We start from the raw sequence: 21,717 nt of genomic DNA on the forward strand, positions 1-21,717 counted from the left end.
CCTCAGCCGGCCTCGAGCAGCGCCAGGCCGCCGGCGTAAGGCTGCAGTGCCTCCGGAACCGCTACCGACCCATCCGCACGCTGGTAGTTTTCCAGAATGGCGACCAGCGTCCGCCCCACCGCGAGGCCGGACCCGTTCAGCGTATGCAGCAACTCCGGCTTGCCGGTCGCGGGGTTGCGCCAGCGCGCCTGCAGGCGCCGCGCCTGGAAGGTGCCGAAGTGGCTGCAGGAGGAGATTTCCCGGTAGGCGTTCTGTCCCGGCAGCCACACTTCCAGGTCATAGGTCTTGCACGCCGAGAAACCGAGGTCACCGGTGCACAGAATGACCTTGCGGTAGGGCAGCCCCAGGCGCTGCAGAACCGCCTCCGCGTGCCCCGTGAGCGCTTCCAGGGCCTGCTCACCAGCCTCGGGTCGCACCAGGCTGACCAGCTCGACTTTCTCGAACTGGTGCTGGCGGATCATGCCACGGGTATCGCGGCCATAGCTGCCCGCCTCGCTGCGAAAACAGGGCGTATGACAGGTCATGCGCAAGCCGGATTCCCCCAGCTCGCTGTCCTCGAAAATGCGTCCCCGGGCGATATTGGTCACCGGCACTTCGGCGGTGGGAATCAGGTAGTAGTCCTGATCTCCTTCCAGCCTGAACAGGTCCTCGGCGAATTTCGGCAGCTGCCCGGTACCATACAGGGACCCGGCGTTGACGATATAGGGAACGTAGACTTCCTGGTAACCGTGCTCTGTGGTGTGCAGGTCAAGCATGAACTGGATCAGAGCGCGGTGCAGCCGCGCCAGGCCCCCGTGCATCACACTGAAGCGCGAGCCGGTGATCTTCCCCGCCAGCTCGCTGTCAAGCAAACCCAGCCGCTCGCCGATATCCACATGATCCAGCGCCGCGAAGTCAAACGCCGGCGGCGTGCCCCAGCGCAGTACCTCCACGTTGTCCGACTCGGTATCGCCGCTGGGAACGTCCGGATGTGGCAGGTTGGGCAAGCCCCCCAGCAATGCGTCCATCTCGCCCTGAACGACGCGCGCCTCTTCAGTAGCGCTGTCTATCTGCGCGGCGATGGCATCGAGCGTGGCATTCACCTCGGCCTTGGCGTCGTCAACGCTCATACCCTGCCCCACCAGCTGGCCGATTTTCCGGCTCGCCGCCTTGCGCTCGGCCAGCAGATCCTGGCTGGCGACATCTGCCACCTTGCGCCGCGCATCCAGCGTCTCGAATGCCGCAATGTCGAAAGTAACACCGCGCGCCGCCAGCGCCTCGGCGACCGCCGCAGGATCGCGCCTGACTTCCCTGATATCCAGCATGATCTGTTTCCTTTCCGTAAACCGATGGTGCGCGCGAACGCTGCCGCAATCAGACGAGCGCGCGGGTAACGTAGATTCCTGTTGCTGCCGCCAGCACGCACCCCACGGTGGTCACCACCATATAGCCGATGGCCACGCCACCCTCTCCAGCCTGCCACAGCTCGACGGCCTCAAGTGAGAACGTTGAGTAGGTGGTGAATGCCCCCAGAAAACCGACCATCAGCACGTTGCGCCAGTCGGGGTGCAGGGCAGAGCGCTCAACAAGAACGAAGACGACGCCCATCAGGGCGCAACCGCTCAGGTTGACCAGCAAGGTGCCCAGCGGCCAGCTTCCCTGCCACAGGCCGTGTACCCAGCGCGCAAGACTGTAGCGTCCAACAGCACCGGCTGCACCACCCAGGGCAACGAAAACGAGGTATTTCATGCGTCTGCCTTTCCTTTACCCGCGCCGCCCGGGGGCCGCCCGCCGGGCCGCCGATTGTACGCGCTTTGCATGCGGTCGGACAGGCAGCGGGGTCAGTCAGGGTCACGCTTTACGACGCTCCGCGCATCTCGCTCACGCAGCGCGGCAAGCTTTTCCCGAATGCGCTGCTCGAGCCCTCGGGGTACCGGCTGGTAGTAACCGGGCTCGCCGAGTTGCGACGGCAGATAGCGCTCCCCCGCGGCATAGGCGTCCTCCTCATCATGGGCGTAGCGATAGCCGGCACCGTGGTCCATCTGCCTGGCCAGCGCGGTCGGAGCATTGCGCAGGTGCAGCGGCACCTCGGCTGTGCCTCCCGCGGCCACATCCGCCGACGCCGCCTTGAAAGCCCGGTAAACGGCATTGCTCTTTGGCGCGCAGGCCAGGTAAAGCACGGCCTGTGCGAGCGCCAGCTCCCCTTCAGGACTGCCCAGTCGCTCCACTACCTGCCAGGCATCGAGGCACAGGGTCAGCGCGCGGGGATCGGCGTTGCCGATATCCTCACTGGCAATGCGGACTATGCGCCGCGCCAGGTAGAGGGGATCACAGCCGCCATCCAGCATGCGACACAGCCAGTACAGCGAGGCGTCCGGCGCACTGCCCCTGACCGATTTGTGCAGCGCACTGATGAGGTCATAGAACTGATCACCGCCTTTGTCGAAGCGGCGCAGGGATTGCTGGCTGACCTCCTCCACCGCGGCGCGGACCAGCTCGCGGACACCCTGACCATCCGCTTCCACCAGATCAGCGGCCAGCTCCAGCAGGTTGAGCGCGCGCCTGGCGTCGCCATCAGCCAGTTCGGCGATCATGGACAGCACGGCAGGCTCGGCGCGCAGACCGTCACCGAGATGAGCGACCGCGTGCGACAGCAGGTCGACCATCTCGTCCACCTGCAGCGCCCGCAGCTTGTACACCCGGGCGCGGGAAAGCAGCGCACTGTTGACCTCAAACGCCGGGTTCTCCGTGGTGGCACCGATAAAGATCAGCGTTCCATCCTCCACGTAGGGCAGGAACGCGTCCTGCTGGGACTTGTTGAAGCGGTGGACCTCGTCCACGAACAGGACGGTGTTGCGTCCCCGGTGGCGGTTCTGCTGCGCCGTCTCTACCGCCGCGCGAATGTCACGCACGCCGGCAAGCACCGCTGACAGCTGCAGGAATACGGCATCCGCCGCGTCTGCGGCAATTCGCGCAAGCGTGGTTTTACCGACACCCGGAGGCCCCCAGAGCAGCATGGAGTGCAGCTGTCCACGCGCAATTGCCTGCGCCAGCGGCTTACCCGCTGCAAGCAGGTGCGCCTGACCGAAAAAGCCATCAAGGCTGGCGGGTCTCAGCAGGGCGGCCAGGGGCTGGTAGACATCGCCTGCCGCTTCGCTGTGAAACAGATCACCGGCTTCAGGCATCGTGGATAAAAACGTCGACGCCGTCCGGTGGAGAAAAGTTGAAGATATCGCTGTCAAACGCCTCTGTGGACAAGGCCTCAAGCCGGATCTCGATACGCTGCGACAGGTTGTCAACAATGGCCAGCGCCGCTGGCAGTCCCTCTTCAAAGTCCAGTTCGAGCGACTGGAAACCGGCATCGGGGGCCGTGGGCAGCAGCGTATAGGCATGCTCGCCGCGTCGGGAAACCGTGAAATCCCGCGACAGGCTGTCGCGGTCTCCCGCCAGCACCTGCAGTGGCGCACTGGCGGTTGCGCTCACCGGTCGACGGGTCGCGGTCTCCAGATCCTCATCGTAATGCCACAGGTAGGTCCCCTCGGTGACCACAAGCTGATTATCGGGTGCCTCGATACGCCACAGGAAACGACCGGGGGCCTGCAGTCGGAACTCGCCGGAGGCGGTCGTCGCGCGACCGCCTTCCTGCGGGTACGTGGTCTGGCGAAAACGGCCTGACAGGTAGTCGATGGCTGCCAGAGCATCGCCGAGCGACTGCACGGCGCTCGTCTGTTGAGGCGACTCTCCCGACGCAGACGCCACCGACGTGACCAGAGGCAGCGCAATTACCAGCAACAGCGGGCACAGCCACCGCCGGCCCATCCGCCGAGCCGCATTGATCGTATTCATGGTCAGTCTCCCACCGGGGGCGGCGCCAGGACTTCGCGCTGGCCATTGGTACCCATTGTTGACACCACGCCCGCCGCCTCCATCGTTTCAATCAGGCGCGCCGCGCGGTTGTAGCCAATACGCAGCTTGCGCTGCACGCTGGATATGGACGCCCGACGGCTCTGGGTCACGTGATGGACGGCCTCATCGTAAAGCGCGTCATTCTCGTCGTCGCCGTCTGCCTGCATTTCACCGGGCGTTACCGGCGTGCTGCTGCCCTCGTCAAGCAGCCCCTCGATATACTCGGGCTCGCCGCGACGCTTCCAGTCAGACACCACGCGATGCACTTCGTCGTCAGAGCAGAATGCGCCGTGCACACGGGTGGGCATGCTGGTGCCCGGGGGCAGATACAGCATGTCGCCATAGCCCAGCAGCTGCTCGGCACCCCCCTGGTCGAGAATGGTCCGGGAGTCCACCTTGGAACTGACCTGAAAGGCGATGCGGGTGGGAACGTTTGCCTTGATGAGGCCGGTGATGACATCGACAGAGGGTCGCTGCGTGGCCAGAATGAGGTGGATACCCGCCGCGCGCGCCTTCTGTGCGATGCGCGCGATCAGCTCTTCCACTTTCTTACCGACGATCATCATCATGTCGGCAAACTCGTCAATCACCACCACAACGAAGGGCAGCCGCTCCAGCGGCGGCGCGCTCTGCTCCTCGTCTGTCATCTGCAGGATGGGGTCGGGTGTCCAGAACGGATCCACCAGCGGAGTCCCCGCTTTCGCCGCCTCCTCCACCTTGCGGTTATAGCCGGCCAGGTTGCGCACGCCCATCGTGGCCATGAGCTTGTAGCGTCGCTCCATCTCCGCAACGCACCAGCGCAGGCCGTTGGCAGCATCCTTCATATCGGTGATGACCGGTGTCAGCAGATGCGGAATGCCATCATAGACCGACAGCTCAAGCATCTTCGGGTCTACCAGAATCAGCCGCACATCCGCCGGTGTGGCCTTGTAAAGTAGGCTGAGCAGCATCGCGTTGACGCCAACCGATTTGCCCGAGCCGGTGGTGCCTGCCACCAGCAGGTGCGGCATCTTGGCCAGATCTGCCACCACAGGATGTCCTGAAATATCGTTGCCCAGGGCAAGCGTCAGCGGCGATTTGCTCTGGTCAAAGGTACGCGACGACAGCACCTGCCGGAAATTGACCACCTCGCGGTCTTCGTTGGGTATCTCGATGCCGACCACACTCTTGCCGGGTATCACCTCGACCACACGCACGGAAATGACCGCCAGCGATCGCGCCAGATCTTTCGCGAGGTTGGATATGCGGGACACCTTGACGCCCGGCGCGGGCTGCAGTTCGAAGCGTGTGATAACCGGCCCTGGCATTACCGCTGTCACCTCGGCGGCAATGCCGAAATCCGCAAGCTTCAGCTCCAGAAGCTTGGACAGCTTCTCCAGGGCCTCGGCAGAATAGCCCTTCGATGGGTCCTTGACTTCCGCATCCAGCAGCTCGAACTGCGGTAGTTCCCCGGTCACCGGGTTGTCGAACAGCGGTTTCTGTTTTTCGCGCTCCACGCGTTCGCTGGTCTGGACCGGCGCCTCCAGGGCCTTGATCTTTGGCGGTGCGCGTTTCTTCTCCTTCTCGACATGCTGCGTGATTACGGCCTTTCGCGCCTCCAGCTGTCGCTCCCGACTGCGGCGATCCCGCGTGGCATCAATGAAGACCACCACGCGGTCGCGCAGCGCGATGGAGCCGTCAATAGCCCAGGCGCCCAGTCGCTCCATCAGCCGCATCCAGCTTAGATCGGTAAAGATTGTCATGCCAAAAAGGAAAACCGCAACCAGAATGACGCGGCTTCCAATGTCGTTGAAGGCGTTATTGAACGCGTCGCCAATCGCCTGGCCGAGAATCCCACCGGCCCCCTGGGGCAGACCGGAGCCCCCGGTGTCGTTGAGAGCAGCGATCGCGGTCACCGACACCATGACCATTAACAGGCCGAGAAACCGGACGCCAACGTGGGTCCAGTCAATACCGCTGGCGCTGTGGCGCTCGGCAAAGATCACCGCGGCGCGGTAAGCGAGCATGAGTGGAAACAGATAGGCAGCGTAACCCACGAGGGAAAAGCTCACATCCGCCAGCCAGGCGCCCGCGGGACCGCCGAGATTGCGGATGCCACCCCCCGCACCAGTCGCCGACCAGCCCGGGTCCCGGGAACTGTAGCTAAGCAATGCCAGCAACAGATAGGCACAGGCCGCAGTCACGCCAATAAACGCACCTTCGCGCAGTCGCGGTCGCGCTGCACTGCCCGCTGCGGCGGATTTACTTTCGGCTCTGGCCAACGCCCTGCCCTATTTAAAATACCGTGATAGTTTTCATTACTTCTTCATTCTTTTCAATAATTTATGCAGGAATTGCAGATTTGATCTAACAACTTTGCCGACAACGCGTCTTTACTTTACCATTAGCGCAGCTTCAGCCGCCCGATACCCACGCCATGATAGGGTCGCGCCGCGCGCTGGCGCCACCACAAAGCCCTCGCAACGCGACTCCGACCACGAGCACAACAGGAAACTCCCCACATGAGTGACGCGCATCATCCACTGATCATTCTCGGCTCCGGCCCGGCAGGATACACGGCCGCGGTTTACGCCGCTCGCGCCAACCTGGCCCCGGTGGTCATTACCGGCATGCAGCAGGGCGGCCAACTGACCACAACCACCGAGGTCGAGAACTGGCCAGGCGGCCCCGCGGACCTCCAGGGACCCCAGCTGATGCAGGAGATGCAGGCTCACGCGGAGCGCTTCGACACACAGATCATCTTTGATCACATCGAACGTGTCGACCTCTCTGCCCGCCCGATGCGCCTGGAAGGCACCGGCACATTCACCTGCGACGCGCTCATCATTGCCACTGGCGCCTCCGCGCAGTACCTGGGCCTGCCCAGCGAAGAGGCCTTCATGGGCAAGGGCGTCAGCGCCTGCGCCACCTGCGACGGCTTCTTTTACCGCAACCAGAAGGTCGCGGTGATTGGCGGTGGCAACACCGCCGTGGAAGAGGCGCTGTATCTCGCCAACATCGCTTCCGAGGTCGTGCTGGTGCACCGGCGCAACAGTCTGCGTGCGGAGAAGGTCCTGCAGGATCGACTGTTTGCCCGCGCCAGGGAGGGCAAGGTGACCCTTCTCTGGGATCACGTGCTCGATGAGGTTCTGGGTGACGACAGCGGTGTCACGGGGATGCGCGTGCGCTCTACGCATGACGACAGCGCGCAGGAAATTGCGCTTTCCGGCGTGTTTATCGCCATCGGCCACAAACCCAATACCGATATGTTTGCCGGACAACTGGACATGAAAAACGGCTACATCGTGATTCACAGCGGCACCGAGGGCAACGCCACGGCAACCAGCGCGCCCGGCGTATTTGCCGCGGGCGACGTCGGTGACCATATCTACCGTCAGGCCATCACCTCGGCAGGATTTGGCTGCATGGCGGCACTGGACGCCGAGAAATATCTCGATGCACTGGGCGAGCACTGAGGAACAGGGCCGGAGCGGGTGACTCTGCTGCAGTATCTGGGGCCGGATGAACCCTTCCCGCCGACGGCCACCGCTCTCGAGTACCCCAATGGCCTGCTGGCGGTAACGGATGATCTGGCGATCGATCGGCTGATTGAGGCCTACCGTCGCGGCATTTTCCCCTGGTTCGAGGATCCGCAGCCGGTGCTCTGGTGGAGTCCGGACCCACGCTCCGTCCTGCCCGTCGATGGACTGCACGTGTCCCGGTCCCTGCGCAGGACACTGCGGCAGGACCGGTTCCGGCTTTCCGTCGATACCGCCTTTGCGGAAGTCATGCACGCCTGCGCCGGGGAGCGTAACGGCCAGCGCGGCACCTGGATCAATCAACGTATGCTGGACGCTTATTGCGCGCTGCATCGCCGCGGCTGTGCCCACAGCATTGAGGTGCGTGACAACGACGGTGAGCTTGTGGGGGGACTCTACGGCGTCGCACTCGGCGGTACGTTTTTCGGGGAAAGCATGTTCAGCAGGCGCAGCGACGCATCCAAGGTGGCTCTGGTTGCGCTGTTACGACTGCTTGAGCGTGGCGGCGCCAGGCTTGTGGATTGCCAGGTGGAGAGCGATCACCTGAACAGCATGGGTGCTCGCAACATTTGCCGCACAGACTTCGAGCAATGGCTTGCGCGCAATCAGGTCATCGACATACCATCTTCTGCCTGGCATTTGCCGGATCGTTGCGGAGAACTCCTGTGACGTCGTCACTGCGCGATTTAAAGGTCTACACCACCTACCCTCATCGCTGTAGCTATCTTGAGGAGGAGGAAGCGACAACCCTGTTCATAGACCCGCGACAGCCCATTGATCAGGCCCTGTACACACGTCTGTCCCTGCTGGGTTTCCGGCGCAGCGGTGCCCACGTCTACCGGCCGCACTGTCGGCAGTGCAGCGCCTGTGTGCCGGCGCGCATCCCCGTCAACACGTTCCAGCCAAACCGCACCCAGCGCCGCACCTGGCGTCGAAACACGGATCTTACGGTTGCCCGCACGGACAGCATCGCCGATGATGACGCCTACCGTCTCTACCACCGCTACATTGTCCAGCGCCATGCCGACGGCGACATGTACCCGCCGGACCGGGATCAGTATCAATCTTTCCTGAGCAATGCCTGGGACTGCACGCGCTATTATCGCTTTCACAGCGACGGGCGCCTGGTCGCCATCGCCGTCGTGGACGTCATGCTGGATGGGCTTTCCGCCATCTACACGTTTTTTGATCCCGACGAACAGGCACGCAGTCTTGGCCGTTACGCCATTCTCTGGCAGATCGAGACAGCGCGCTCGGTGGGTCTGCCCTACCTTTACCTCGGATACTGGATACGCAATTGCGGGAAGATGGCCTACAAGTCGGACTACCGACCGCTGGAACTCCTGCTGGAGAATCGCTGGCAGCGGGCCGACGATGACGTCCTTGCCAGCGATGCTTGATCGCACAAGCCCCCGGAAACAGTGGAAGTCAGGCCACGTTTACGGCAAAATGCGCGCTTCGCATGACAGACGCTGAGGCCACATGGCAAAAGAAGACCAGATTGAAATGGAAGGTGAGGTGGTCGATACCTTGCCCAATACGACATTTCGCGTGCAGCTCGAAAACGGGCATATTGTGACAGCCCACATTTCGGGCAAGATGCGCAAAAACTACATCCGCATTCTTACCGGTGACAAGGTGCGTGTAGAGCTGACACCTTATGACCTGACCAAGGGGCGAATTACCTACCGCGAGCGCTGAAGCACGCCCGCCATCACTGCGTGATGACAGGCGAGACGTTTCAGCTTCCTTCCAGCACGGCCTCTTCTTCCTCGACGCGCACTTCCAGGGCATCCCCAGCGGCGTTGAGACGCACCAGGGCGGTTCCGCCAGAACCAGACAGCGCACCGAACAGGACAAGCTCCGCCAGGGGTTTCTTGATATGCTCCTGTATTACACGCTCCATGGGGCGCGCGCCCATACGCTCGTCGTAGCCCTTTTCAACCAGCCACAGCCGTGCATCTTCGTCGACATCGAGGGTCACCCGCTTCTCATCGAGCTGCCCCTGCAGTTCGGCGATGAACTTGTCCACCACCGTGAGAATGACGTCCTCACCCAGGGGCTCGAACTGGACGATGCTGTCGAGGCGATTACGGAATTCCGGCGTGAACATCCGTGTAATCGCCTCCATACCGTCACTGCGATGGTCCTGGGTGGTGAAGCCAATGCTCCGCCGGCTCATGCTCTCGGCACCCGCGTTGGTTGTCATGATAAGAATGACATTGCGGAAATCGGCCTTGCGACCGTTGTTGTCGGTCAAGGTCCCGTGGTCCATGACCTGTAGCAGCAGGTTATAGACCTCCGGGTGGGCCTTTTCTATCTCGTCAAGCAGCACGACGGCATGCGGGTGCTTGGTCACCTGCTCGGTGAGCAGTCCGCCCTGGTCGAAACCGACATAGCCGGGCGGCGCACCGATGAGCCGCGACACGGTGTGCCGCTCCATGTACTCGGACATGTCAAAACGAATCAGCTCAAGACCGAGAATTCTGGCGAGCTGACGGGTGACCTCCGTCTTGCCGACACCCGTCGGCCCCGCCAGCAGGAAGGACCCTATCGGCTTGTCGCCACCGCGCAGACCGGCGCGGGACATCTTGATGGACGTCGCGAGACTGGAAACGGCATTGTCCTGACCGAAAACCACCATGCGCAGGTTGCTCTCCAGCTTCTGCAGAATTTCCTTGTCATTGCTGCTGACGGTTTTCGGCGGTATGCGGGCAATCTTGGCAACCACCGCCTCGATGTCACCCTTGCCGATGACCTTTTTGCGCTTCGACGGTGCCTGTAGCTGCTGATAGGCGCCCGCCTCGTCGATCACGTCTATCGCCTTGTCCGGCAGGAAACGGTCAGTGATGTAGCGGGCCGACAGATCGGTTGCCGTGCGCAGCGCATTGTCCGTGTAACGAAGACCGTGGTGCTCCTCGAACCGCGACTTGAGGCCCTTGAGAATCTTGTAGGCATCGTCGGGGCTCGGCTCCATCACGTCGATCTTCTGAAAGCGACGACTCAGGGCCTTGTCCTTGTCAAAAATGCCGCGGTATTCCTGGAAGGTGGTGGAACCGATGCACTTGAGTTTTCCGGAGGTCAGCAGCGGCTTGAGCAGGTTGCTCGCATCCATGACGCCGCCGGATGCCGCGCCGGCGCCGATAATCGTGTGTATCTCATCGATAAACAGTATGGCGCCATCACGCCGCTTGAGCTCGGCAAGCAGACCCTTGAAGCGCTTCTCGAAATCGCCCCGATATTTGGTGCCCGCCAGCAGCGCGCCAAGATCCAGGGAATAGACGCAGGAATCCCGCAGCATCTCCGGGACCTGGCCATCGACAATCATCTTGGCAAGACCCTCGGCGATGGCGGTCTTGCCAACCCCGGACTCGCCCACCAGCAGGGGGTTGTTCTTGCGCCGGCGCGCGAGAATCTGGACGACGCGCTCCACTTCGCTGATACGACCGATCAGGGGGTCGATTCTGCCCGCCTCGGCCTCGGCGTTGAGATTGGTGGAATACGAATCCAGCGGATTCGCCTCGCCTTCCTCGCCTCCCTGTTCCGCGGCGGCGGCGCTGCCGCGCTCCTCGTCCATATCTTCATCACCCACCTTGGAGATGCCGTGAGTAATGTAATTGACAACGTCGAGCCGCGTCACGCTCTGGGTCTTGAGGAAATAGACCGCCTGGCTTTCCTGCTCGCTGAACAGCGCGACCAGCACGTTGGCACCGGTGACTTCGCTCTTGCCAGAGGACTGCACATGAAACACCGCCCGCTGCAGAACGCGCTGGAAGCCCAGGGTCGGCTGTGTCTCACGCTCCTCGTCCTCGGCGGGGATTAGGGGCGTCGTGGAATCGATGAACTCGACGAGATCGCCGCGCAGGGCACTGATCTCGGCGCCACAGGCCTTGAGGACGCGGATCGCATCATTGTTGTCCAGCAGAGCCAGCAGCAGATGCTCTACCGTCATGAACTCGTGCCGGCGGGCGCGGGCGGCACGAAAGGCGTCGTTAAGGGTTTGCTCTAGATCCTTGCTCAGCATGGCGTTGCTCCCGGGGTGTTACCCCTCCGATGCCTCGATTTCGCACAGCAGCGGATGCTGATGCTCCCGTGCGTATTGGTTGACCTGTGCCGCCTTGGTCTCCGCGATATCGCGGGTGTAAATGCCGCACACGCCTTTGCCGCGTGTATGTACCGTCAACATGACCTGGGTGGCCTGCTCTCGGTTCATGGAAAAAAAGGTTTCCAGCACTTCGACGACGAACTCCATCGGTGTGTAATCATCGTTCAGAAGGACCACCTTGAACAAGGGTGGTTTTTTCAGTGCAGGCCTGGCGTCCTGGGTAACGGTGCCGCTATCCGAGTCAGAGTCGGGGCTCGATGCCATCGCCCGCACGACTGACGTCCACTGCTGTGTAATAGCCACGGTGTAGATCTCACGCTCCTGTAGCGACATGCGGTCCTCACTATAAGGCTTTTCTGGCTGAAACGCAGTTGACGCGCGGGCGCGCCAGGCTTTCGCCAGGTTGATCATTCCGGCGCGCAACGCCGGACAGGTCCCGCCAGCGGGGGCCCTGCCCGCGTCGCCGCTGCGCTACATCTGCTCGATCATTTTATCGCCAAAGCCGGAGCAGCTGACAAGCTCGGCATCCTCCATGAGCCGCTCGAAATCATAGGTCACGGTACGGTTCTGGATGGCTCCGTTCATGCCCTTGATAATCAGGTCTGCCGCCTCGTTCCAGCCCATATGGCGCAGCATCATCTCTGCCGAGAGAATCAATGACCCTGGGTTTACCTTGTCCTGACCGGCGTACTTGGGCGCCGTGCCATGGGTCGCCTCGAACAGCGCGACGGTGTCCGACAGGTTGGCACCCGGCGCGATGCCGATACCACCGACCTGCGCTGCCAGTGCATCTGACAGGTAATCACCGTTGAGGTTCAGCGTGGCCACAACACTGTAATCGCCCGGCCGGGTGAGAATCTGCTGCAGCATGGCATCGGCGATCACGTCCTTGATCACGATGTCCTTGCCGGAGTGCGGGTTCTTCAGGGTCATCCAGGGTCCGCCATCCAGCAGCTCGGCACCGAACTCCTTCTCCGCAAGCTGATAGCCCCAGTCGCGGAACGCCCCCTCGGTGAACTTCATGATGTTGCCTTTATGGACCAGTGTTACCGACGGCAGATCCTGGTCGATCGCGTACTGTATGGCCTTTCGAACGAGGCGCTGCGTGCCTTCTTGCGACACCGGCTTGACGCCGATACCCACCTGTGTCGGGAAGCGTATCTTGGTCACGCCCATCTCGTTGATCAGGAAATCGACGACTTTCTGCGCTTCCTCGGAACCGGCCTTGTATTCGATACCGGCATAAATGTCCTCGGAGTTCTCGCGGAAAATCACTATATTGCAGTCGCCGGGCTTCTTTACGGGAGACGGCACACCCTCGAACCAGCGCACGGGTCGCAGACAGGTATACAGGTCAAGCTCCTGGCGAAGCGCCACGTTGAGTGAGCGGAAGCCACCGCCCACCGGGGTGGTCAGCGGACCCTTGATGGCAACGGAGTACGCCTTGATAGCCTCCAGCGTCTCTTCCGGGAACCAGTCGCCCTCATAGAGCTCTGCCGCTTTCTCGCCCGTATAGATTTCCATCCAGGAGATCTTCTTCCGGCCAGCATAGGCCTTTTCGACCGCAGCATCGACGACCTTGATCATGACGGGGCTGATGTCCACCCCGATACCGTCGCCTTCAATGTAGGGAATCACCGGATTGTCGGGAACGTTGAGACTGTAGTCATCATTGACCGTGATACGTTCACCCGCGGCGGGCACCTGAATGTGCTTGTAGCCCATTGATCTACTCCAATACTGTATGGTTCGATTATTGGCGAGAAGACTTGCCTGCGCCGCTGCAGCGACAGGAAAACTCTCGTCGGAAACGGCCGGTAGTGTACCAGATTTGTCCCTGGCGCTCCCGCCACCGCACACACCCGGATCGGGGAGAAGCGTGGCCAACATCCTGCTGTTCAACAAACCGTTTCGCGTGCTCAGCCAGTTCTCCGACGACGCTGGCAGGGCAACGCTGGCCCACTATCTGCGCGCACCCGGCTTCCGGCCCGCGGGCCGTCTCGACTTCGATTCCGAGGGCCTGCTGGTGCTCTGTGACGATGGCAGACTGCAGCAGCGCATCGCCAATCCGCGGCATCGGCACTGGAAGTCCTACTGGGTGCAGGTGGAGGGCCGCATCCCCGAGGCCGCGCTGGCTCGCCTGCGCGGTGGCGTGGCGCTGAAGGATGGCCCGACCCTGCCGGCAAGGGCCCGCGCCATCCTGGAACCCCCCGGTCTCTGGCCGCGCGAACCGCCCGTGCGCGAGCGGCAGCACATCGCCGACAGTTGGCTGGAGCTGTCGCTGCAGGAAGGGCGCAACCGGCAGGTGCGCCGGATGACGGCTGCCGTCGGTTACCCCACACTGCGGCTGGTCAGGCACCGGGTGGGAGACTGGTCGCTGGCGGGACTGGCGCCGGGCGAGTCTCGCCAGCTCGCCGTGCACCTGCCCGACGGGACCGGGGCGCGCACCCGCCCGTCAGCGGGCGCGCCGCAAAGACGCATCCGCAAGCCGGGGGCGGGAAAACCGTGAGCGTCTGGTGCCCGCGCGCCACGGTGGCGACCGTTGTCGTGGATGCGCAGCAGCGCTACCTGATGGTTGAGGAGTACGACAGGCAAAGCGGACAGCGCGTCTTCAACCAGCCGGCAGGCCACCTCGAGCCGGGCGAGACGCTGCAGGCGGCGGCTCTGCGGGAAACCCTCGAAGAGACCGGATGGACAGTCACGCTGACTGGAGTCATCGGCATTTCCCTGTGGACGCCCGCTGAGGGCATGCCCACCTTCCTCAGGACCACGTTCCTGGCGCGGCCGGACGCGCGCGATCCCAAGGCCAGCATTGATCCCGACATACTCGCGGTGCACTGGTTCGGACACGCCGATCTGAGGTCGCTTTCTGCTAGAATGCGCAGTCCGCTGGTGTTCGCCTCCATCGAGCGCGCTCGCAGCGGCACCGTTTATCCCCTGGACAGTATCTTCACTCAATGACAACTGCATCAACCAAAGTCATCGTCGGCATGTCCGGCGGCGTCGATTCCTCCGTCAGCGCACTGCTGCTCAAGCGCGCCGGCTATGACGTGGAGGGCCTGTTCATGAAGAACTGGGACGAGGACGACGGCACCGAATACTGCACGGCAAAAGCCGACTATGCCGATGCACAGGCGGTTGCGGATCGCATCGGCATACCGCTACACGGCGCGAACTTTGCGGCGGAGTACTGGGATAACGTATTCGAGCATTTCCTGGCAGAGTACCGCGCGGGGCGCACGCCCAACCCCGACATTCTGTGCAACCGCGAAATCAAGTTCCGCGCCTTTCTCGACTATGCCCTGATGCTTGGCGCCGACCTGATTGCGACGGGCCACTACGCGCGTCGCGGAGAGCGCGAGGGCAAGACCACGCTGCTCAAGGGCGAGGATGACAACAAGGACCAGAGCTACTTCCTTCACGCCGTGGATCACGACGCCCTCGCCCGCACCCTGTTCCCGATTGGCGAGCTGCCCAAGCCCGACGTGCGCGAGATTGCCGCCGCGGAGGGACTGATCACGCATGACAAGAAGGACTCCACCGGTATCTGCTTCATCGGTGAGCGCCGCTTTCGGGATTTTCTGCAGCAGTACCTGCCCGCTCAGCCAGGCCGCATTGTGGGTCCCGAAGGAGAGCATCTCGGCGAGCACCAGGGACTGATGTACCACACCATCGGACAGCGGCAGGGACTGGGTATCGGTGGGCGCGCCGATGCCGGTGACGCCCCCTGGTACGTGGCGGACAAGTGCCTGCAGCGCAACGAGCTGGTGGTGGTACAGGGCAACGATCACCCCGCCCTGTTCAAGCGCGCCCTGACAACGAGCCCGCCGCTGTGGATCGCCGGCGAGACGCCGACCCTGCCCCTGCACTGCCATGCCAAGATCCGCTACCGACAGCAGGACCAGCCGTGCAGCGTGGCCGCCAATGACACGGGCCTGTACGTGTCCTTTGACACGCCGCAGCGCGCTGTGACCCCGGGCCAGTCCATCGTTTTCTATCGCGGCGACGAATGCCTCGGCGGCGCCGTTATCGAGACTGCCCATGCGTGAGCTGGAGCAGCAGACTCTCGCCCTCGCGGGGGTTGCGCAGGCGGCGCGCATGGTCGATCAACTGTCGCGCACCGGAAGTTATCCCGCGCAGTTCCTGCAGGCATCCATTCACAGTCTGTTCCGCTTCGAGGCCGAGGACGCCGCGGCGGTCTTTGGCGGCGTGGCCGGCGTCAAGCTGGGACTCGACACCCTGTCCAGCCTGTTGGCCAACCAGCAGGGCCCGGAGCAGCGCGATGTCAATCGCTACCTCTTTGCACTGCTGCACCTGGAGCGCCGCTTTGCCGCGGACCCGGAAATGATGCGCGTGGTGCACTCCAGGCTGCAGCACGCCAGCTTCAAAGCAGAGCATTTCAGCGACAACGTCGGCGAGGTGTGCCACAGCATTGCTGGTATCTATGGCGACACCCTCAGCCAGCTGCGCTTCCGCATCAAGGTCACGGGCAGCGCGCAACACCTGCAGGATCGCCAGACTGCGGACAAGGTACGCGCCGTACTGCTGGCAGGAATCCGCTCGGCATTCCTCTGGCGGCAGCTCGGTGGACGTCGCTGGAAACTGGTACTGCAGCGGCGCCGGCAGCTGGCCGTCTGCCAGACGCTGTCCCGTGGACTGGGCGTGGTGTAAAATCGGCCGCTTTTCGGAGGCGCAGATGAATTCATCCACTCTCACGGCAGTGAGTCCGATCGACGGGCGCTACGCCGGCAAGACCGAGGCGCTTCGCCACATATTCAGCGAATATGGGTTGATGCGCCGCCGCATCGAGGTCGAGGTGCGATGGCTGCAGCGGCTCGCCGCCAACCCGGGCATCCCCGAGGTGCCGCCCCTGTCAGCGGATGCCAATGCCGGACTCGATGCGATCATCAGCGGCTTTGACGAGGACCAGGCTGCCCACGTCAAGACCATTGAGAAAATCACCAACCACGACGTCAAGGCGATCGAATACTTCATCAAGGAGCGTATCGCCTCCCACCCGGAACTCGCCGCCATCGGCGAGTTCGTGCACTTTGCCTGCACCTCCGAAGATATCAATAACCTGGCTCACGCGCTGATGCTTCGGGACGCCATGCAGTCCGTCATCTATCCGTCGCTGACAGCGGTGCGCGGCACGCTGCGCGGAATGGTCACGGCGTTTTCGGCGCAGCCGATGCTGTCGCGCACCCACGGGCAGACCGCCAGTCCGACCACGGTGGGCAAGGAGATCGCCAATGTGGTCGCGCGACTGGATCGCCAGCTCGCAGCGCTGGACAAGCAGGGCTACCTTGGCAAGATCAACGGAGCGGTCGGCAATTACAATGCGCACATTGCGGCCTACCCCGAGGTTGACTGGCCCGCCAACGCACGTGTCTTCATTGAATCCCTGGGCCTTGACGTCAACCCCTGGACAACACAGATCGAGCCGCACGATTACATGGCGGAACTGTTTCATGGCATGTCGCGACTGAACACGATTCTGCTGGATCTCAGTCGCGATATCTGGGGCTATATCTCACTGGGGTACTTCAAGCAGAAGACAGTGGAGGGTGAGGTGGGCTCATCCACCATGCCGCACAAGGTCAACCCGATCGACTTCGAGAATGCCGAGGGCAATCTGGGCCTGGCCAACGCGATCTTCATCCACCTGGCGGAGAAGCTGCCGGTCAGCCGCTGGCAGCGTGACCTCACCGACTCCACGGTGCTACGCAACATGGGCGTTGGTTTCGGCTACAGCCTGATTGCCTACGCCTCGCTGCAGAAGGGCCTGGGCAAGCTGGAGCTCAATGCGCAACGCCTCGACCGGGACCTTGAAGACAGCTGGGAAGTCCTGGCGGAAGCGGTGCAGACCGTCATGCGACGGCATGGCATCGAGAAGCCCTATGAAAAGCTCAAGGCGCTGACCCGAGGCCAGGCGATAACCCGTGACAGCCTGCATACCTTCATCGAGAGCCTGGATACGCTCCCCGAGTCAGCACGACACGAACTGCTCGCGCTCACGCCAGCCACCTATACCGGCAACGCGCGGGCACAGGCCGAAGACCTCGGGTAAGGCCACCGTGTCAGCAGAACCTCTAAGCCTGCGCCAGGCCGACTGGGATCGGGACCAGGGCATCCTGCGGACACTGCGGGAAACGGTGTTCGTGCAGGAGCAGGGCGTGCCCGCGGACATCGAGTGGGATGGGAAGGACGCAGCGGCAGCACATGCCATTGCTGAACTCGGCGACCGGCCCGTGGCCTGTGGACGGCTGATGCCAGACGGAAAAATCGGCCGTATGGCGGTGCTGCCCGAGGCACGCAACAGGGGCATCGGTGCCCGCATCATGACAGCCCTCATTGATCAGGCAATGCGTCGGGGCCTGCGCACTGTCTACCTGCACGCACAGTCGCATGCCGCGGGCTTCTATAGCCGGCAGGCCTTCGTTCAGGAGGGAGATACCTTTGTCGAGGCAGGCATAGAGCATGTCGCCATGCGACGGGAGCTGGACTACACCGCGTGCCGGATCGATGTCGTACCCGTCAGCTATCCTCAGCCCTTCGCGGCACTCGCCATTGCCCTGGCCAGCACCGCGCGACGGCATCTGGACATTCTGAGTCCGGCGCTGGACGCCCAGGTATTCGACAACGATGCACTCGTCAGCGCGATGACGGCGCTGGTGCGCCAGACGCGGGATTCGCGCGTGCGTATTCTGGTGGGTGATGCAGAGGCGGTGACATCGCGCGGCCATCGCCTGCTGACGCTGGCTCGCCGTCTACCGAGCAGCTTACACCTTCGCCATCTGCCGGAGCATCCCGACTGGCGCGGTCACAGCGCCGTGATTCGCGACCGCGACGGCGTGCTGATCGCGCCCGCGGAAGACCGCGACAACGGTTTTTTCCGGATTGATGATCGCGCGGGCGGCGCCCGTCACAGCGATGCGTTCAGCGAACTCTGGCGCCACGCCAGCGCGCATCCCGGATTCCGCAGCCTGACCCTCTAGTGGCCCACGCGGTGAGTTCGGTAATTCTCAGCCGGAGGCCGTCCCGGTTGCGGGACGGCGCCTCACCCTCCCCTTACTCTGCCAGGTTGAACAGCTGCGCGTTGCCGCCCTTAGCGGTGACGTTGTCGGTGCGGGTTTTCTCTGTCACGAAACGCAGCAGGTAGTGCGGCCCTCCCGCCTTGGGACCCGTTCCGGAGAGCCCCTGACCACCGAAGGGATTAACCCCGACAATCGCGCCAACCATGTTGCGATTGATGTAGGTATTGCCAACGCGGGTCGCCTTGAAGACGTCCCGCGCAAAGCCATCAATGCGACTGTGTACACCCAGCGTTAATCCATAGCCTGAGCGGTTGATGGATTCGAGCACCGCGGAAAGCTCGCTCGCGCGGTAGCGGATGACGTGCAGAATCGGCCCGAAAACCTCAGACTCGAGCTGGTCCAGGCGCTCGATGCCGTAGACCCGCGGCGCAAAAAACGTCCCGGCCAGTGCCTCGGACCCCAGTTCACAGCTGGCGATCGGGGTTGCCTCGCGTTCCATGCGCTCGACGTGACGCTCCAGCATCGCCTGAGCCTCTGTGTCAATGACTGGACCGATATCGGTTTCCAGCCTTGCGGGATCGCCGATCCGCAGCTCCTTCATCGCCCCGCCCAGCATGCCCAGCACCTTGTCGGCGATATCATCCTGCAGGTACATGACGCGCAGCGCACTGCAGCGCTGGCCGGCGCTCTGGAAGGCGGAAATCACGACGTCGTCGACCACCTGCTCGGGCAGCGCGGTGGCATCCACCAGCATGCAGTTGAGGCCGCCAGTCTCGGCGATGAGCACCGGCAATGCGCCATCACGATCCGCCAGTGTGCGGTTGATCAGCTTCGCGGTCTGCGTACTGCCGGTAAAAGCCACACCCGCGACGCGATTGTCAGCAACCAGGGCCGCACCCACCCGCGCACCGTCACCCGGCAACAGCTGGAGGACGTCATCGGGTACACCCGCCTCGCGCATCAGTGACACGGCTCGCGCCGCGATCAGCGGGGTCTGTTCTGCCGGCTTCGCGATGACGCTGTTGCCCGCGACCAGCGCGGCCACCACCTGGCCGGTAAAAATTGCCAGCGGAAAATTCCACGGGCTGATACACACGAACACCCCCCGACCGTGCAGCGTCAGTTCGTTCACTTCGCCGGTGGGGCCGGGCAACACCTGTGGTGCCAGTCGCAGACGAGCCTGTTGCGCGTAGTAGCGACAGAAATCAATCGCTTCACGCACCTCGGACAGGCCGTCATCCAGCGTGCGCCCGGCCTCGCGGGAAAGCAGCGCCATCAGTTCATGACAATGCGTCTCCATAAGCTCTGCCAGACGCTCCAGGCACCCGGCGCGCTGCTCTATCCCGGCTGCATCCCAAGCCGCCTGAGCACTGGCGGCCGCAGACAGCGCGCTGTCAATCGCGGCATCGCTGGCCGCAACAACGGTACCGACGATCTCGTCCCGCTGCGCCGGGTTGCGCACAGGCTGCGCCTCGCCCTCAAGCCATTGTCCGGCAACGAGGGGCGCGGCCTGCCACTGGGCATTGGCAAACTGCTGCAGATCGCGGCGTAGCCGATCGGCATGCACCGGATCGGAGAGGTCCATGCCCGCGGCATTGCGCCACGGCGGCGTCGCATCGCGATACAGCGAGGGGGGCGGCGGTATTTGTGGGTGGCGCCGGGCCTCGCTCTCTGCTGACTGTTCGACGGGGTCTCGCAGGAGGACCTCCGGCGGTGTGTCGCTGTCCAGAAAGCGATTGACGAACGAGCTATTGGCGCCATTCTCAAGCAGCCGCCTGACCAGGTAAGGCAGCAGATCGCGATGGTTTCCCACCGGCGCGTACACGCGAACGGGCGTCTCGGGTGCCTCGCGCAGCACCTCTTCATAAAGCAGCTCACCCATGCCATGCAGGCGCTGAAACTCGTAGTCCCGTCGCTCACCCGCGACGGCCTGAATGAAGGCGATGGTATGTGCATTATGCGTGGCAAACTGGGGATAAATGGCATCCCCGGCCTCCAGCAGTGCTTCGGCACACACCTGGTAGGAGAGATCCGTGTGGCATTTGCGCGTGAATACCGGATAGTCGTTCAGGCCCAGCTCCTGCGCGTGCTTTATTTCGCTGTCCCAGTAGGCACCCTTGACCAGACGCACCATCAGGCGGCGGTCGGAATCCCGCGCCAGGTCCGCCAGCCACTGCACCACCGGAAGCGCACGCTTGTGGTAGGCCTGCAGCACAAAGCCGAGACCGTTCCAGCCAGCCAGCGCGGTATCCCGCGCCAGAGCTTCAAACACATCCAGTGAAATATCGAGGCGATCGCACTCCTCGGCGTCAATGCTCAGACCGATACGGGCCTGCTTCGCCATCAGCGCCAGCTCACGCACGCGCGGCAGCAGCTCGCCGATCACGCGATCGTGCTGGCGATACTGGTAGCGTGGATGCAGCGCCGACAGTTTTACGGAAATACCGTTGGCGGCGTATACGTCCCGCGCCTTCACCGTCACACCGATGCTGCGGATGGCGTCAGCATAGGAATCGAAGTAATTGCTGGCGTCGCTTGCCGTGCGCGCACCTTCGCCCAGCATATCGAAGGAAAACCGGGTGCCCCTCGGTGCTTCGGTGGTGCCGCGGGTCAACGCCTCGCTGATCGTGCGACCCAGGACATACTGTCCCCCCATGATACGCATGGCCTGCAGGGTAGCGCGGCGAACCACGGGCTCGCCCAGGGTTGTCGACAGCCGCCGCACCCAGGACCCCGTATCATGCACGATCGGATCATCGAGACGGACGATACGGCCGGTCAGCATGAGTCCCCACACCGAGGCATTCACAAAGCGTGACTGCGAACGTCCCTGATGAGAGCCCCAGTCTCCCGAGCGTATTTTTTCGGCAATCAGCCGGTCAGCGGTCTCCTCGTCGGGAACCCGCAGCAGGGCCTCGGCGAGACACATGAGCGCGATGCCTTCCTTGTTGGACAGACCGAATTCCTGAAGGAAGGCATCCAGCGTGCCGGATCTGTCGCTTTTACCGCGGCAGCGCTGTACCAGATCAATTGCCCGGGTCAGTACCCGGGCGCGCATCTCAGCATCCATAGCGTGCCGCTGCAGCAGACCGGCGACAACGCCAGGTTCATCGGCGGTCGTCGCGGCGCGAATGGCACCACGAAAATCGGGATTCTGACTGCTCATGCCAAC

The 21,717-nt window shown here is 63.0% G+C and carries 19 protein-coding genes; 10 read left to right on the top strand and 9 right to left on the bottom strand.

Annotated elements, in window-relative coordinates:
• Positions 1 to 2 precede the first annotated feature (2 nt).
• The 5 genes from serS to EV688_RS00325 form a co-directional block, all read right to left on the bottom strand.
• A complete protein-coding gene (serS, locus tag EV688_RS00305) occupies positions 3 to 1,304 on the bottom strand; it encodes a serine--tRNA ligase (RefSeq protein WP_117316253.1) in 1,302 nt (433 codons plus the stop codon).
• Positions 1,305 to 1,353: 49 nt separating this feature from the next.
• A complete protein-coding gene (gene crcB, locus EV688_RS00310; protein ID WP_117316254.1) occupies positions 1,354 to 1,728 on the bottom strand; it encodes a fluoride efflux transporter CrcB in 375 nt (124 codons plus the stop codon).
• Positions 1,729 to 1,820: 92 nt separating this feature from the next.
• Entirely contained in the window at positions 1,821 to 3,164 is a 1,344-nt protein-coding gene (locus EV688_RS00315; RefSeq protein WP_117316256.1) for a replication-associated recombination protein A, read from the bottom strand.
• Positions 3,157 to 3,825, bottom strand: a complete 669-nt coding sequence (lolA, locus tag EV688_RS00320; RefSeq protein WP_117316257.1) for an outer membrane lipoprotein periplasmic chaperone LolA — start codon at positions 3,823 to 3,825, stop codon at positions 3,157 to 3,159. The genes EV688_RS00315 and lolA overlap by 8 nt, the downstream gene beginning before the upstream one ends.
• A 2-nt stretch (positions 3,826 to 3,827) precedes the next feature.
• A complete protein-coding gene (locus EV688_RS00325; RefSeq protein ID WP_117316259.1) occupies positions 3,828 to 6,146 on the bottom strand; it encodes a DNA translocase FtsK in 2,319 nt (772 codons plus the stop codon).
• Between the two features lie 240 nt (positions 6,147 to 6,386).
• Between EV688_RS00325 and trxB the strand changes: the two genes are divergently transcribed.
• From trxB to infA, 4 genes are all read left to right on the top strand, one after another.
• Positions 6,387 to 7,340: a thioredoxin-disulfide reductase gene (gene trxB / locus EV688_RS00330; RefSeq protein WP_117316260.1), complete on the top strand. Its 954-nt coding sequence runs from the start codon at positions 6,387 to 6,389 to the stop codon at positions 7,338 to 7,340.
• An 18-nt stretch (positions 7,341 to 7,358) separates the two neighbouring features.
• A complete protein-coding gene (aat, locus tag EV688_RS00335; protein ID WP_117316262.1) occupies positions 7,359 to 8,072 on the top strand; it encodes a leucyl/phenylalanyl-tRNA--protein transferase in 714 nt (237 codons plus the stop codon).
• Entirely contained in the window at positions 8,069 to 8,803 is a 735-nt protein-coding gene (locus EV688_RS00340) for an arginyltransferase (protein ID WP_117316264.1), read from the top strand. The genes aat and EV688_RS00340 overlap by 4 nt, the downstream gene beginning before the upstream one ends.
• Positions 8,804 to 8,885: 82 nt before the next feature.
• The gene (gene infA, locus EV688_RS00345; RefSeq protein ID WP_117316265.1) at positions 8,886 to 9,104 is read left to right on the top strand and encodes a translation initiation factor IF-1; all 219 of its coding nucleotides are present in this window, start codon (positions 8,886 to 8,888) and stop codon (positions 9,102 to 9,104) included.
• A gap of 40 nt (positions 9,105 to 9,144) precedes the next feature.
• Here infA and clpA read toward each other — a convergent pair whose 3' ends face one another.
• The 3 genes from clpA to icd form a co-directional block, all read right to left on the bottom strand.
• On the bottom strand, positions 9,145 to 11,427 hold the full coding sequence (gene clpA, locus EV688_RS00350) for an ATP-dependent Clp protease ATP-binding subunit ClpA (protein ID WP_117316267.1): 2,283 nt from the start codon (positions 11,425 to 11,427) through the stop codon (positions 9,145 to 9,147).
• A gap of 18 nt (positions 11,428 to 11,445) precedes the next feature.
• Complete coding sequence (gene clpS / locus EV688_RS00355; RefSeq protein WP_117316883.1) at positions 11,446 to 11,772, bottom strand: ATP-dependent Clp protease adapter ClpS; 327 nt, start codon at positions 11,770 to 11,772, stop codon at positions 11,446 to 11,448.
• A 207-nt stretch (positions 11,773 to 11,979) separates the two neighbouring features.
• Positions 11,980 to 13,233, bottom strand: a complete 1,254-nt coding sequence (icd, locus tag EV688_RS00360) for an NADP-dependent isocitrate dehydrogenase (RefSeq protein WP_117316269.1) — start codon at positions 13,231 to 13,233, stop codon at positions 11,980 to 11,982.
• Positions 13,234 to 13,387: 154 nt separating this feature from the next.
• Between icd and EV688_RS00365 the strand changes: the two genes are divergently transcribed.
• From EV688_RS00365 to EV688_RS00390, 6 genes are read left to right on the top strand one after another with little or no spacing between them, the layout of a single operon-like run.
• Entirely contained in the window at positions 13,388 to 14,017 is a 630-nt protein-coding gene (locus EV688_RS00365) for a pseudouridine synthase (RefSeq protein WP_117316271.1), read from the top strand.
• Positions 14,014 to 14,469, top strand: coding sequence for an NUDIX hydrolase (locus EV688_RS00370; protein WP_117316273.1), 456 nt, complete (start codon positions 14,014 to 14,016; stop codon positions 14,467 to 14,469). Before EV688_RS00365 ends, EV688_RS00370 begins: the two co-directional genes overlap by 4 nt.
• Positions 14,466 to 15,557, top strand: coding sequence for a tRNA 2-thiouridine(34) synthase MnmA (gene mnmA, locus EV688_RS00375; RefSeq protein ID WP_117316275.1), 1,092 nt, complete (start codon positions 14,466 to 14,468; stop codon positions 15,555 to 15,557). Before EV688_RS00370 ends, mnmA begins: the two co-directional genes overlap by 4 nt.
• Complete coding sequence (hflD, locus tag EV688_RS00380) at positions 15,550 to 16,179, top strand: high frequency lysogenization protein HflD (RefSeq protein WP_117316277.1); 630 nt, start codon at positions 15,550 to 15,552, stop codon at positions 16,177 to 16,179. Before mnmA ends, hflD begins: the two co-directional genes overlap by 8 nt.
• Positions 16,180 to 16,204: 25 nt before the next feature.
• Entirely contained in the window at positions 16,205 to 17,578 is a 1,374-nt protein-coding gene (purB, locus tag EV688_RS00385) for an adenylosuccinate lyase (RefSeq protein WP_117316279.1), read from the top strand.
• 7 nt (positions 17,579 to 17,585) lie between these two features.
• A complete protein-coding gene (locus EV688_RS00390) occupies positions 17,586 to 18,506 on the top strand; it encodes a GNAT family N-acetyltransferase (RefSeq protein ID WP_162883845.1) in 921 nt (306 codons plus the stop codon).
• A gap of 73 nt (positions 18,507 to 18,579) precedes the next feature.
• Here EV688_RS00390 and putA read toward each other — a convergent pair whose 3' ends face one another.
• Positions 18,580 to 21,711, bottom strand: a complete 3,132-nt coding sequence (gene putA / locus EV688_RS00395; protein ID WP_117316283.1) for a bifunctional proline dehydrogenase/L-glutamate gamma-semialdehyde dehydrogenase PutA — start codon at positions 21,709 to 21,711, stop codon at positions 18,580 to 18,582.
• Positions 21,712 to 21,717 lie beyond the last annotated feature (6 nt).

Origin of the sequence: Chromatocurvus halotolerans (genome assembly GCF_004340525.1) — a bacterium.
Lineage (GTDB): Bacteria > Pseudomonadota > Gammaproteobacteria > Pseudomonadales > Halieaceae > Chromatocurvus > Chromatocurvus halotolerans.

Excerpts from the sequence above, each read along its gene's own strand:
- serS (WP_117316253.1), bottom strand. The coding sequence starts at position 1,304 with ATGCTGGATATCAGGGAAGTCAGGCGCGATCCTGCGGCGGTCGCCGAG.
- crcB (WP_117316254.1), bottom strand. The coding sequence starts at position 1,728 with ATGAAATACCTCGTTTTCGTTGCCCTGGGTGGTGCAGCCGGTGCTGTT.
- EV688_RS00315 (WP_117316256.1), bottom strand. The coding sequence starts at position 3,164 with ATGCCTGAAGCCGGTGATCTGTTTCACAGCGAAGCGGCAGGCGATGTC.
- lolA (WP_117316257.1), bottom strand. The coding sequence starts at position 3,825 with ATGAATACGATCAATGCGGCTCGGCGGATGGGCCGGCGGTGGCTGTGC.
- trxB (WP_117316260.1), top strand. The coding sequence starts at position 6,387 with ATGAGTGACGCGCATCATCCACTGATCATTCTCGGCTCCGGCCCGGCA.
- infA (WP_117316265.1), top strand. The coding sequence starts at position 8,886 with ATGGCAAAAGAAGACCAGATTGAAATGGAAGGTGAGGTGGTCGATACC.
- clpA (WP_117316267.1), bottom strand. The coding sequence starts at position 11,427 with ATGCTGAGCAAGGATCTAGAGCAAACCCTTAACGACGCCTTTCGTGCC.
- clpS (WP_117316883.1), bottom strand. The coding sequence starts at position 11,772 with ATGGCATCGAGCCCCGACTCTGACTCGGATAGCGGCACCGTTACCCAG.
- icd (WP_117316269.1), bottom strand. The coding sequence starts at position 13,233 with ATGGGCTACAAGCACATTCAGGTGCCCGCCGCGGGTGAACGTATCACG.
- mnmA (WP_117316275.1), top strand. The coding sequence starts at position 14,466 with ATGACAACTGCATCAACCAAAGTCATCGTCGGCATGTCCGGCGGCGTC.
- hflD (WP_117316277.1), top strand. The coding sequence starts at position 15,550 with ATGCGTGAGCTGGAGCAGCAGACTCTCGCCCTCGCGGGGGTTGCGCAG.
- purB (WP_117316279.1), top strand. The coding sequence starts at position 16,205 with ATGAATTCATCCACTCTCACGGCAGTGAGTCCGATCGACGGGCGCTAC.
- putA (WP_117316283.1), bottom strand. The coding sequence starts at position 21,711 with ATGAGCAGTCAGAATCCCGATTTTCGTGGTGCCATTCGCGCCGCGACG.